Source organism: Plantactinospora sp. A48 (genome assembly GCF_055793945.1).
In genome coordinates, this window is the sequence record NZ_JBTIXF010000106.1 from 1 (window position 1) to 12,555 (window position 12,555).

General features: G+C 70.5%; 12 protein-coding genes and 1 tRNA gene. 5 read left to right on the top strand and 8 right to left on the bottom strand.

What is annotated here, in order from left to right:
- Positions 1-203 precede the first annotated feature (203 nt).
- A tRNA-Ala gene (locus ACXN5W_RS29615) sits at positions 204-277 on the top strand.
- A 136-nt stretch (positions 278-413) separates the two neighbouring features.
- Here ACXN5W_RS29615 and ACXN5W_RS29620 read toward each other — a convergent pair.
- The 3 genes from ACXN5W_RS29620 to ACXN5W_RS29630 all read right to left on the bottom strand — a co-directional run bounded on the left by ACXN5W_RS29620 (position 414) and on the right by ACXN5W_RS29630 (position 2,972).
- Positions 414-656: a hypothetical protein gene (locus ACXN5W_RS29620; RefSeq protein ID WP_473161680.1), complete on the bottom strand. Its 243-nt coding sequence runs from the start codon at positions 654-656 to the stop codon at positions 414-416.
- Between the two features lie 139 nt (positions 657-795).
- Positions 796-1,911, bottom strand: coding sequence for a hypothetical protein (locus tag ACXN5W_RS29625; protein WP_473161681.1), 1,116 nt, complete (start codon positions 1,909-1,911; stop codon positions 796-798).
- The gene (locus ACXN5W_RS29630; protein ID WP_473161682.1) at positions 1,908-2,972 is read right to left on the bottom strand and encodes a transporter substrate-binding domain-containing protein; all 1,065 of its coding nucleotides are present in this window, start codon (positions 2,970-2,972) and stop codon (positions 1,908-1,910) included. Before ACXN5W_RS29630 ends, ACXN5W_RS29625 begins: the two co-directional genes overlap by 4 nt.
- A gap of 524 nt (positions 2,973-3,496) precedes the next feature.
- Between ACXN5W_RS29630 and ACXN5W_RS29635 the strand changes: the two genes are divergently transcribed.
- Entirely contained in the window at positions 3,497-6,352 is a 2,856-nt protein-coding gene (locus ACXN5W_RS29635; RefSeq protein ID WP_473161683.1) for a glycosyl hydrolase family 95 catalytic domain-containing protein, read from the top strand.
- A gap of 64 nt (positions 6,353-6,416) precedes the next feature.
- Entirely contained in the window at positions 6,417-6,977 is a 561-nt protein-coding gene (locus ACXN5W_RS29640; protein ID WP_473161684.1) for a cysteine hydrolase family protein, read from the top strand.
- 178 nt (positions 6,978-7,155) lie between these two features.
- Here ACXN5W_RS29640 and ACXN5W_RS29645 read toward each other — a convergent pair whose 3' ends face one another.
- The 3 genes from ACXN5W_RS29645 to ACXN5W_RS29655 all read right to left on the bottom strand — a co-directional run bounded on the left by ACXN5W_RS29645 (position 7,156) and on the right by ACXN5W_RS29655 (position 9,497).
- Entirely contained in the window at positions 7,156-8,436 is a 1,281-nt protein-coding gene (locus ACXN5W_RS29645) for a M48 family metalloprotease (RefSeq protein ID WP_473161685.1), read from the bottom strand.
- Between the two features lie 161 nt (positions 8,437-8,597).
- Positions 8,598-9,026, bottom strand: a complete 429-nt coding sequence (locus ACXN5W_RS29650) for a VOC family protein (protein WP_473161686.1) — start codon at positions 9,024-9,026, stop codon at positions 8,598-8,600.
- Between the two features lie 9 nt (positions 9,027-9,035).
- Positions 9,036-9,497, bottom strand: a complete 462-nt coding sequence (locus tag ACXN5W_RS29655; RefSeq protein ID WP_473161687.1) for a helix-turn-helix transcriptional regulator — start codon at positions 9,495-9,497, stop codon at positions 9,036-9,038.
- A gap of 48 nt (positions 9,498-9,545) precedes the next feature.
- Between ACXN5W_RS29655 and ACXN5W_RS29660 the strand changes: the two genes are divergently transcribed.
- Complete coding sequence (locus ACXN5W_RS29660) at positions 9,546-10,442, top strand: arylamine N-acetyltransferase family protein (protein ID WP_473161688.1); 897 nt, start codon at positions 9,546-9,548, stop codon at positions 10,440-10,442.
- 167 nt (positions 10,443-10,609) lie between these two features.
- Positions 10,610-11,014: a VOC family protein gene (locus ACXN5W_RS29665; protein WP_473161689.1), complete on the top strand. Its 405-nt coding sequence runs from the start codon at positions 10,610-10,612 to the stop codon at positions 11,012-11,014.
- Between the two features lie 182 nt (positions 11,015-11,196).
- Here ACXN5W_RS29665 and rsgA read toward each other — a convergent pair whose 3' ends face one another.
- Both rsgA and ACXN5W_RS29675 read right to left on the bottom strand, forming a co-directional pair.
- Positions 11,197-12,099, bottom strand: coding sequence for a ribosome small subunit-dependent GTPase A (gene rsgA, locus ACXN5W_RS29670; protein ID WP_473161690.1), 903 nt, complete (start codon positions 12,097-12,099; stop codon positions 11,197-11,199).
- A gap of 233 nt (positions 12,100-12,332) precedes the next feature.
- Positions 12,333-12,555 (bottom strand): hypothetical protein (locus ACXN5W_RS29675; RefSeq protein WP_473161691.1); only part of this gene is annotated, 223 nt, incomplete at its 5' end.

The window sequence follows — 12,555 nt, forward strand, 5'->3', positions numbered from 1 at the left end:
CCACCCCCACCCCCACCCCCACCCCCACCCCCACCCCCCTCCCCCCACCCGCCGGGTTGATCATGAAGTTGACTGGTTGTTCCGGGGGATTTGTCCCCCCGCTAACTTCATGATCAACGGTGCCGGGGTGGTGGGCGGGGCGGTTCGCGTGTCGAGTGGTGTGCCTGTTACTCTGGTCGCCGGCCCGCTCGTGAGCTGGCCAAGGGGCTGTGGCGCAGACCGGTAGCGCACCTCGTTCGCATCGAGGGGGTCAGGGGTTCAAATCCCCTCAGCTCCACCCAGTTCAAAGGCCGTCTCCGTTCGTTGGAGGCGGCCTTTTGGATCTTGTACAGGAATGATGTACAGCAGCGGGCGTGTCGCCTTGATCGGCAGGCCGACGCACGGCGACCCGGTCCAGGCATGACCGGCGACCATCACCGGGGCGGACGCCACGGCACCTGACTGGAACCCCGCTGCAGGTACTCCGCCCGGCGTTGCCGCTCTGCCCGCTCCCGATCCGCCACCGCCGAGTTCGTATCCCCGGCGGGGGTGGGCGGAAGTGGCGACTGCTCCAGGGTGGCCACGGGCGCCCCGGCACCGGCGACAAACCGCACCGCCACCAGCGACGAGCCCACGGCCACCGTCGTGAGGGCGACAACGAGAAACCTGTTGGCCACGACCCGACCCTACGCCGCCCACACCGTGGGTGTCCGGACGGCGTAGACGAGGTAGCTGCCCTCGGTGCGTCCTTCGAAACTGGGACGCATCGTGTCCGACGACGTGCCAGGAGAGGCGGTGCAGTTTCGGCGCCCGTACTCACCTGGGCCCGTCGGCGGGTTGCTGTTCCGGGGTGGTGGGCCGGCAGCGCGGGTCGATCGGGGTCACCGGACGGCGGAGGCGCCCGGCGGCCTGGAGGACCGAGTTCTCCACGTGTACGCCGAGGATCCACAGCCGGTACCGTGGCGTCGCGTTCTCGTCCGGGCAGAGCACCCGGCCCTTCACCTGCTGGTTGTCGACGAACACCACGCCGCCGCGGGTCTGCAGGATCGCCGTGGTCGCGTCGTTCACCTCGATGACGTGCCCCCGGATCGGTTGCGGCGGTTCGTTGTCGCCCTCCGGGCCGGCGACGGTCACCACGGACAGCGGCAGCACCGGCGTGACCAGCACCGGCGCGGCGGCTGCCACCGCCAGCAGCATGGTGACCGTCTGGGCTGTCGCCGCGAACGGCCTGGCCAGGACGGCCGGGATCGGCCGGGTCGCGCCGAGGGCGAGCAGCAGCGGCGGCCCGAGTAGGTGCAGCAGCGGCACGACATAGCCCGGATACGTTCCGATCCGGGTGATCGCCGACACGGTGACCGGCCCGACGACCGCCAGGTAGGCGGCTCCGGCCAACAGCCATCCCACGAGCCGACGGCGGGAACCCGAGGGATACCAGCCGAACGCGGCGCAGGCGGCGAGGATCAGCCAGGGTAGGAACAGCAGTTGCCAGGTGAACGCGGCGAGGACGAAGGCGATGAGGCGGAGCCAGGCCGGCGCGGCCGACGCGAGCCAGGTGAACAGCGTGGACCAGGCGCGTCGATCAGGGTTCGCGGTGACGGCGGCCCGGGTCATCGTCCCGATGGCGAAGATGGCCACCAGGACCGCCGAGACGAGCCAGGTGGAGGTGACCACCAGACCGGCGATCAGGTTGACCGGCCCGACGTTGGAGACCAGCAGCAGGGTGGTCTCCAGGTCGCCACCGGCCTCGGCCCAGAGCCGAAGGATCGAGATGAGCGCGGGCAGGGCGACCACGAGCGTCCAGAACGCCTCCCGGTCGAACGGCCGGGCCCCGCCGGATCGGGTCTCGCCGGGTGGGGTCTCCCCGGATCGGGCTGCGTCCGAGGGAGCGCCGTCGGGCTGGGTACCGCCCGGCCGGGCAGCCGCCTCGGTCACCGCCGCCGCCCACTCCGGCGCGTACCCCGGGCCTGGACGACAGCCGCCGGCCCGTGCGGCGCCGCGGGCGGCTGGTGTGTCGGATGGTACGGCGACCGCTGCGCCTGGAAACCGTCCTGATAGTCCCGCAGCACCTTCACGCCTTCCGGCTTGGGCTGCGAACTGTCCCCGAGGACTCTGCCCAGGGTCCGGTCCCAGGCGTGCTGCCAGGCACCGCTCGACCCGCGCTCGTAACTGTCCAGGAGGAAGTTGCCGATGACCTGACGCAGGTACTCGTCGTCGTTGGCGACCGCGATGCCGTACTTCTCCTGCTGGTTGAGCACCAGGTCCACCAGCTTGAGTTGCGAATTCTGCTCGACGTAGCCGGCGAGCACGACGCTGTCCAGCATGAAGGCGTCGTACTTCTTCTCCAGTAGCCCCTTGACGCAGTCATCGCTGACCGCGCGGCCGTCGAAGTCGTTGAGTGCCTTCGTGCGCAGCACGTCGTCCGAGGTGGAACTGCCTACGGTGCAGAGCCGGCCGTGCAGGTCGCCGAGGTTCCGGATCGTGATGCTGTCCTTCGGCGAACCGTCCTTCCGCATGAGAACCTCCGGCTCGGTCTTCAGGTACGGGCCGGCGAAGTTGACCTCGTCCCGCTCCCGGTCCGGTGTGATCGAGTACGACGCGATGACCACGTCCACCGCGTCGTCGTTCAGGTCCTTGCCCCGGTTCTGCACCTGGGTGTCGACGAGCTTCACGGAGTCCTCGGTGAAACCCAGGTACGTCGCGAGTTCCCGGATCAGCTCGATCTCGAACCCGGAGTGATCCCGGAGCCGGGTGGAGGTCCGCTGGCTCGGAGCGGCGTAGCTCAACAGCGGCTGGTCCTGGAAGATGCCGACCCGCAGTTCGTGCTTACCGGCCAGCCCCGACTTGTGCAGATAGGCGTTGACCGTGTCGTCATCCGGCGCGGCCAGGCTCCAGATCGCCGTGCCGACCACCAGCAACGCCGCGACGGCGGCGGCCAGTACCGCCACCCGGGCCTTCACGGAGAGGGTCAGAAACCGCCGCGAAATATCGAACACGGATACCGTCCCTGTCGAGGCCGAAGTTTGCGGGTCCGCGCCGGTGCGACGCTGCGGCAATGATATTCAGCGGACCCCCCTGAGGGCGCCTGCGCAGGTGCCGAGCTGTCGGAAACGCGATACCGGTACCGGCTGTGGCATGGGCTCGGTGCTCTCCGGGCGGGCGGCCCAGACATCTGATGATTCTCCGCTGTGGGCCGTGACTCGTCCGTGGCCCGTTCCCCCGTGGGGCGACCGCCCGGTGTCGGTCCGTCGCCGTTCCTACTGGCCCAGGCCGGGTTCTGGGCACCGGTCAGCTTTACATTGACATATGACGATGAGGCTCATAACGTCTCATGTCTGAAACATCGGTGGAACCATACGGCTGGCCTGACCGCACCCTCGGCGACTTCGGTACCCGGTCGTCGGCGTCGTGGTGTGGGCCGCGCCGACGGCTCCGCCTGGATGTGCGCACCCGTCACGTCGGGAAGGAACGAGGGGATTTCGACGCAGGCGGCGACTTACCGGCCAACTTGGAGAACCGAATGTCTGATGTGACCCGAAGAACCGTACTCAAGATCGGTGCGGCCGGAGCCGGGGCGGCGCTGTCGCCGGTGGCCTGGACCGCGGCGGCCCAGGCCGCCTCGACGCCACCCCCGGAGGTCCAGGCCGCGAACGGCATGGCCCTCTGGTACACCGCAGGCGCCGGTACCGACTGGCTGCACGCGCTGCCGATCGGCAACGGACGTCTGGGCGCCATGGTGTTCGGCAACGTCGACACCGAGCGGTTGCAGCTCAACGAGGACACCGTCTGGGCCGGCGGCCCCTACGACCAGGCCAACACGCGGGGCGCGGGAGCGCTGGCGCAGATCCGGCAGCTGGTCTTCCAGAACCAGTGGGGCCAGGCGCAGACCCTGATCGACCAGAACATGCTGGGCAACCCCTCGGCGCAGCTGTCCTACCAGACGGTCGGCAACCTGCGGCTGACCATCGGCAGCACCAGCGGGGTCTCCGAGTACTACCGGTACCTCGACCTCACCACCGGCACCACAGCGGTGTCGTACCTGCAGAACGGCGTGCGGTACCGCCGGGAGATGCTGGCGAGCGCACCGGACCAGGTGATCGCCGTCCGGCTGACCGCCGACCGGGCCGGCTCGATCACCTTCTCCGCGAAGTTCGACAGCCCGCAGCGGACCACGCTGTCCAGCCCCGACAACTCGACGGTGGCCCTCGACGGCGTCTCCGGCGACCAGCGTGGCCTGGCCGGCCGGGTCCGGTTCCTGGCCCTGGCCCGGGTCATCGCCGACGGCGGCACCGTCAGCAGTTCCGGCGGCACCGTCCAGGTGAGGTCCGCCAACAGCGTCACCGTGCTGATCTCCATCGGCACCAACTACGTCAACTTCCGCGACGTCACGGGCGACTACCAGGGCAAGGCCCGCAACTTCCTCAACTCGGCCGCCACGAGGACGTACGACGACCTGCGCGCCCGGCACGTCGCGGACTACCAGCGGCTGTTCGCGCGTACCAGTCTCGACCTCGGCCGGACCTCGGCGGCCGACCAGCCGACCGACGTCCGGATCGCCCAGCACGCGAGCGTCAGCGACCCCCAGTTCTCGGCGCTGCTGTTCCAGTTCGGCCGGTACCTGCTGATCTCCTCCTCGCGGCCCGGCTCCCAGCCGGCGAACCTGCAGGGCGTCTGGAACGACTCGCTGAGCCCGTCCTGGGACTCGAAGTACACGCTCAACGCCAACCTGCCGATGAACTACTGGCCGGCCGACACGACGAACCTCTCCGAGTGCTACGAGCCGGTGTTCCGGATGATCAGCGACCTCACGGTCAGCGGCGCCCGGGTGGCTCAGGTGGAGTACGGCGCCGGCGGCTGGGTGACGCACCACAACACCGACGGCTGGCGGGGCGCGTCGGTCGTCGACTTCGCCGAGGCCGGAATGTGGCAGTCCGGCGGCGCGTGGCTGTCCACGATGATCTGGCAGCACTACCTGTTCACCGGCGACCTCGAATTCCTGCGCCAGTACTACCCGGCGATGAAGGGTGCCGCGCAGTTCTTCCTGGACAGCCTCGTCCAGGAGCCCTCCCTCGGCTATCTGGTGACGAACCCGTCGAACTCGCCGGAGCTGGACCACCACTCGGGGGTCAGCGTGTGCGCCGGTCCGACGATGGACAACCAGATCCTGCGCGACCTGTTCAACGGCGTCGCCCAGGCCAGTCAGGTGCTCGGCGTGGACAGCGACTTCCGGACCCGGGTCCTGGCCACCCGCGACCGGCTGCCGCCCATGAAGGTCGGCTCGCGCGGCAACATCCAGGAGTGGCTGTACGACTGGACCGAGACCGACCAGCACCACCGGCACATCTCGCACCTCTACGGCCTGCACCCCAGCAACCAGATCACCAAGCGCGGCACCCCCACGCTGTACACGGCCGCCCGACGGACCCTCGAACTGCGCGGTGACGACGGCACCGGCTGGTCGCTGGCCTGGAAAATCAACTACTGGGCGCGGATGGAGGAGGGCGCCCGGGCCCACGACCTGCTCAAGCTCCTGGTGCGGACGGACCGGCTCGCGCCCAACATGTTCGACCTGCACCCGCCGTTCCAGATCGACGGCAACTTCGGCGCCACGTCCGGCATCGCCGAGATGCTCCTGCACAGCCACAACGGTGAGCTGAACGTGCTGCCCGCGCTGCCCACGGCCTGGCCGGCCGGCAAGGTACAGGGGCTGCGGGGTCGCGGCGGCTACACGGTGGACACCACGTGGAGCGGCGGCGCGGCCACCGAGATCCTGATCAGGCCCGACCGGGACGGCTCGATCAACGTGCGTAACCGGATGTTCACCGGCACCTACCAGGTCACCGACACCACGACCGGGGAAACCCTCACGGTCACCAAGCCCGAGTCGGACGTGATCGCGCTGACCGCTCAGGCGGGTCACACGTACCGGATCACCGGGACCGGCCAGCCACCGCCGCCGCCGACGACCTACTCGCGGATCACCAACGGTGCCACCGGGCAGGCGTTGGACAGCGCGGGCAATGTCGGGTCGGGGTCGGATCTCAAGCAGTGGCCCTGGAACGGTGGCAACAACCAGCAGTGGCAGCTGGTGGATGCCGGTGGTGGTTACTACCGGATCGTGAACCGGACCAACGGCATGGTGATCGACAGTTGGGGCAACACGGCCAACGGCGCGAACGCCCGGCAGGCGGCCTGGACCGGCAGCAACAACCAGCAGTGGCGGCTCGCCGATGCCGGCAACGGCCGCTACCAGATCATCAACCGGGGTACGGGCACCGCACTGGACGGCATGGGCAACAGCAGCGCCGGCTCCACGGTCTGCATGTGGACACCGAACAGCAGCGGCAACAACCAGTGGACCATCACGACCCTCTGATCAGTGTCGGGGGGCGGTTCTAGAGTGGGGCGCGCATCGGTACCCGCACCCCGAGGGAATCAGCATGACCACACTCGAGAACCGGCCGAACTCCGCGCTCCTCGTCGTCGACGTACAGAACGGCGTCGTGGCCGACACCCACGACCGCGACGCCGTCGTGACGAACATCAACGGGCTGGTCGAACGGGCCCGTCGGGAAGGGGTGCCGGTCGTCTGGGTGCGGCACTCCGATGAGGGGTTGGTGGCGGGCAGCGAGGGGTGGCGGATCGTCCCCGAGCTGTCACCGGACGACAACGAGCCGCTGGTGGAGAAGAACCACGGCGACTCGTTCGAGGCCACCAACCTGGAGGAGGTGCTGTCGGGTCTGCGCGTCGGGAAGCTCTTCGTCACCGGCGCGCAGACCGACGCCTGCATCCGGTCGACCCTGCACGGCGCGTTCGTCCGGGGCTACGACACCGTCCTCGTCCGGGACGCCCACACCACCGAGGACCGCACGAGCTGGGGCGGTCCGCCGGCGGCGCAGATCGTCAGGCACCTGAACGGATGCTGGACCTACCAGTCGGCGCCGGGACGCACCGCCGGCACCGTCCGGGCCCGGGAGGTCGACTTCGGCGGTACGTCCTGACGCCGGCCACCGCCCGTACCGCTCGGCGAGGCCAGCCCGAGCCGTGGCTCGGCGTCGCGCTGCTGGTCCTCGGCGGCGGCGGTTACCTGATCGCACGCAGGCGTCGGACCCGCTTCGTGACGTAGGCCCGGGCAGACCATCCGGACCCTGGGAGCCGTCCCCGGCCAGCCCGGAACGGTCACATCTCGTACTGCTCGGCGAGGTCCACCCGGAGCCGTTCCGCGTACGGGGCGACTTCCCGAGCGAGTCGGGCATACTCCGCCTCGGTCAGGATGACCGCGGCGGGCAGCGGCGTCCTGGTGGAGAGGAACTGGTGCCGTCGCCCGGTCGTGGGATGGCTGGCGAACAGCGAGGCGTCCCGGCGGATGCTGAGCTGCCGCAACCGGGCGATCCGGTCCGTGATCCGGTCCCGGCGCGCCGCGATGAGGGTCGTCCACTCGTGCATGGCCCGGCCGGGCTCGGACACGCCACTGATCAGCGGTACGTAGAGTGGCTGGCCGGCCATGGCGTCGAACAGGCCCAGCGTGGCGGCCGTACCGCCGGCTCGGGCGGCGAGGAGGTCGGCCCGCTGCTCGGCCCGCCGGTCGTGATGGGACCCGACAACGTTGATCGCCAGGTGGAGCACGGACATCAGCCAGGCCAGCGTGCGGCAGACCAGCCGCCACAACTCGTACGCGAGTGCGGGCAGCCCGGAAACGGCGAGGTCGAGCGCGTCTGGTCGGGGCGGGGTCAGCGCCGTCGCCAGGTGGCCGAACGTGACCCGGGCCGGGCGGGTGAACAGGCTCCGCCGTGAGTCCTTGTTGGCGAAGTGGCCCAGCTCGTGCCCGAGCAGCGCCACGATCTCCTGGGGCCGCAGGCTGGCCAGCAGCGGGACGCCGAGGGTGAGGATCCGCCGGGCGCGGACGCCCACCACCGCGGCTGAGGCGTTCCACGAGTAGACATCGAACGCCACGATGTCCGGCCGGGGCGCCCCCGTCGCCGCGGCGACCCGGTCGATGATCCCGTGCAGTACCGGAGTTGTCCGCGGATCCAGTCGGTACTTCTCTCCGACGTAACGCCGGACCCGGCCCAGTCGGGGCCGCAGCCCGTAACTGATCGGGAGCAGCAGCAGCCCGAGGAACACGTACGGCACGGACCGGTGTCCGACCAGGAGAATGATGCTGTAGAGCAGCGCGGCCAGCGGGATCGAAACCAGGATCGCGGACACCACGCCGAGGAAGATGACGCCAGCACCGATTCTCGGCCCACTCGCCGGATCGGTGGTCGCGAGCCGCAGGTCGGCCCGGAAGCCGGCCCGGTGGCTGTGCCGGGCGACCCAGCGCGCGTACCAGGACCAGGTCTCGGGGGGCGCGTATGAGTCGAGGTTCCACTCGCAGTGCCCGCACCACGGCGGCTGGTCTTCCTCGTACGTGAGCGGCGTCTGGCAGTTCGGGCACAGTTCAGCGACGGAGCGGGTCACCGATCGATGATGATGACGCGACTGGCCGTGAGCAAGGCCGGGTGCCGGCATCGGTACGCATTCGTATCCGCGCCACAACGCCCCGTCCCGGTGACCTCGTCGATGACCTGCCCAACGCGCCGGCGCCAGACCGAGCCGGCCCGGAGACGAGGCGAACGGGCTCAGCCGAAGGCGGCGGGATCGAACTCGCGGTGCTCGATCATCACCAGCCAGTTGCCCGAGTTGTCCCGGGCGACCGCCTCCACCCCGTACGGCCGCTCCGACGGCTCCTGGAGGAACTCGACGCCCTTGGCCCGCAGCTCCTCGTAGGTCCTGCGGCAGTCGTCGACAGTCAGGCCGATGGCGAACAGGTTGCCCTCGTCCAGCGCCCGGTTGAGCGCGCCCACCGCCTCGGGCGAGTACGGCGGGCCCGGCACGGTCAACTGCACCTGCAGCTCGGGCTGGTTCGGGTGGTTGACCGTACACCAGCGGTATCCGGTGCCGATGGTGATGTCGGTGTGCTCAACGAAGCCGAGGACGTCGGTGTAGAACGCCTTGGCGGCGTCGATGTCCTTCACGAAGACGCTGGTCAGGGAGACGTTGACAATCATGTACCCAGGTTAGGGACCGGCGTCGGGCGGCGGCTTCTCCTTGGTTGCGCAGCCTTGGCGGCGCTCGGCGAACCCCCACATGAACACGAAACACCCCGGAATGCGTGGGGCGCCGGTGGCGGCCCAGCGGCGTTGGAACTCGCTCGGGGTCTCGCCGACCAGCGCCCGGAACCGGCTGCTGAACGAGCCGAGGCTGGCGAAACCAACCGCGTGGCAGACCTCGGTGACGGTGAGGTTGGTGGACCGGAGCAGATCCTGGGCGCGTTCCACCCGCCGCCGGGACACATGTGCCGCCGGCGACAGGCCGTAGGCGCTCGTGAACATCCGCTGGAAGTGGTATTTGCTGAGGCCCGCCGCCGCGGCCAGCGCGTCGAGGTCCAGCGGCTCCGCGTAGTGCCGGTCGGCGTGGTCCCGGGCCCGGCGCAGATGCACCAGCAGACTGGCCGGGGCCCGGCGACGTACGGCGGTCATGACCAGCGACTTTACCGGGCTGTCGGTGCCCGGTCGTACAGTCTGGGGATGACGATCGCGCCCGCCCACTGGCGCCCGCCGGCGCTGGGTGATCCGCTCGTCTCGACGTACCTGCGGCGGTTGGGGCTGGACCCCGACGCCGAGCGGTCCGCGACCCCGTCGATCGGGCAGCTCCGCCGGCTGCACGCCGCGCACGTCGCCCGGGTGCCCTACGAGACACTGTGGATCGCGCTGGGCGAGTCCCGTGGCATCGATCCCATCGAGTCGGCCGGGTGGATCAGCCAGGGCCGGGGCGGCTACTGCTACCACCTCAACGGCGGCCTGTCCGCGTTGCTCGGCTCGCTGGGCTACGCCGTGACCTGGCACCGTGGCGGCGCGCAGCCCCGGCCTACCGTCGAACCCCCGGGCGACGACGGCAACCACCTGGCGCTCACCGCGGCACTGGACGGTCGGACCTGGTGGGTGGACGTCGGCCTCGGCGACGGTCCGTTGGAGCCGGTGCCGCTCGCGGCGGCCTCCTTCGGCGCCGGCGACCGGTTCCGGTTGCGGCCCTCCCCGGTGGTGCCCGGCGGCTGGCGGTTCGACCACGAGCCGGACGGATCCTTCTACGGCATGGACTTCTCGGTGCCGCCGGTCGGTCCGCCGGATCTGGTCGACCGGCACGTCGAGCTGTCCACCTCACCAACCTCCGGGTTCGTCCGGGTGGTGACGGTCCAGCACCGGACCCCGGCGGGGGTCCGGGCGTTGCGCGGTGCCGTGCTGACCGAGCGGCCGACCGCCGGCTCCGCGTCGGTCCGGGACATCCACCGGTACGCCGAGTGGCGCGCGTTGCTGACCGACGGCTTCGGCATGGTGCTCGACGACGTCCCGGAGCCTCGGATGCGGGCGGTGTGGCAGCGGGTACGCGCGGTCCACGAGGAGTGGGACCGGGCCGGCCGCCCCTGAGCCGGCGGGTCCCGGCTGGTCCTGAGTCGGTGGGCCGAGCTGACAACCGAGCTGGCGGGCCCAACCGGGTCGGTGGGTGGCGAGCACCGGCGGGCTGCGGATGCGTGTCGGACCCGAGTACCGGTGGGCTGCGGGTGGGTGTCGGACCTGGGTGCCAGGATGGGTAGATGCGTGGACGGCAGGTTTCCGATGGCCCGACCGACCGGATGTCCCGATCCGACTGGTGGGGTGTCTACCTCGACTGTCCCGACGCGCGGGCGCTGGGCCGGTTCTACTCCGAGCTGCTCGGCTGGGAGATCAGCCACGAGTCGCCGGAGATCGTCACCATGGCGCCCGCGGACGGGGTGAGTTACCTCGGTTTCCAGACGGCACCCGACTACGTCCGGCCGGTGTGGCCGGCCGAGGCGGGCCGGCAGCAGATGATGCTGCACCTCGACTTCGAGGTCAGCGACCTGCCGGCGGCCGTGGCGCACGCCGTCGAGCTGGGTGCCCAGGTCGCGGACTTCCAGCCTCAGGAGAACGTCCGGGTGCTGCTCGACCCGGCCGGCCACCCGTTCTGCCTCTACACCTGAGCCGCCCTGCCCCGCCGTCGTCACCCGGTGCTCGCGGTGGCGATCGGCGTCGTCGCGCCGTACGGGCACCTCAGTTGGCCACCGGTCTGCGCCGGTGTGCGCCACCGGTCGTCGGTGGTACGCCAGCGACCTCAACCGGTCCGGTCGAGGTCGCTGGCGTACCAGTCACCGGGGCGTCCCGGTCAGGGGCGGGCCGGGTTGGAGTTCTTGGAGATCTTCGCCCACATCTTGCGCTGCTCGGACTGGGCTCGCGCGTCGAACCGGCGCGCCTGGTAGGCCAGCTCCCGTTGCAGCTTGCGGTGCCGCTCCAACCGGCCCTCGTCGATCTCTCCGCTCTCGATGGCCGCCCGGACCGCGCAGCCGGGCTCGGTCTCGTGCCGGCAGTCGTTGAACCGGCAGGTCGCCGCCAGTTCGGTGATGTCGGCGAAGACCGCGTCGACGCCCTCGGCGGCGTCGGTCAGACCGACCGCCCGCAGCCCGGGAGTGTCGATCAGGTAGCCGCCACCCGGGATCTCCACGAGTTCCCGCCAGGCCGTGGTGTGCCGACCCTTGCCGTCCTCCCGGACCGCGCCGGTGGCCAGGGCGGTGCCGCCGATCAGGGCGTTGATCAGGCTGGACTTGCCGGCGCCGCTGGCACCGACGGCCACCAGCGTCCGATCCGGCGCGATCAACGCGCGTACCGGATCCAGCGAACTGGGATCGGTGACCGTGACCGGCACCACCTCGACGCCCAGTGCGGTGGCCGCGAACTGACTGAGCGCCGGACCGATGTCGTCCGGACCGCACAGGTCGCTCTTGGTGCCGACCAGCAGCGGCAACGCCCCCGAGGCCCAGGCGAGGGCGAGGAGCCGCTCCACCCGACCCAGTCGGGCGTCCCGCTCCAGCGGGGCGCACACCGCCACAACGTCCACATTGGCGGCGAGCACCTGCTCGACCGCCTTGCCGCCGACGCTGAGCCGGCGGATCTCGGTACTACGCGGCTCGACGGCGGACACCTGGCCGCCGTCGTCGAGCAGGGCCCAGTCGCCCACGGCGACGGGGACGGTGGTGGGCACGGTCCGCTGACCGTCCGGGGTGGTGATCACACAGGCTTTCCGCTCCACGCGTACGACGCGGTGAGCGGGCTGATGGTGGGACAAGACGAACTCCGAAGAAGTCGGGCCGCCCTGGAATCAGGTCAAGGTCAACGGGCGGCGGAACGAGGGCAGGGGGCAGCGACAACGGCAGTGCGGGTCATCGGTCCCCACCTCCTCGGTTCGTGTCGTCTCGGACCTGACGCCGGCCACCATACCCAGCACCGGACGACGGGCAAAGCGATTTAATCAACCGGGTCGCGCGCCGGCCCGCGCCGCGCGGCATCAACCGCGCCGGTCCGGAACACGCGGGCGCGCAGCACGCCGGTTCGCGCCGCGCGGGCACGCGGCGCGCCGGTCCGCGGCGCCAAGTGCCCGCGCCATGCGGGCAGGTATCCCGCGTCGGCCTGTACCGGGGGGGGGGCGCCGCGCGAGGGGCGAACCGCAGGAGGAAGGGAAAACAGCCGG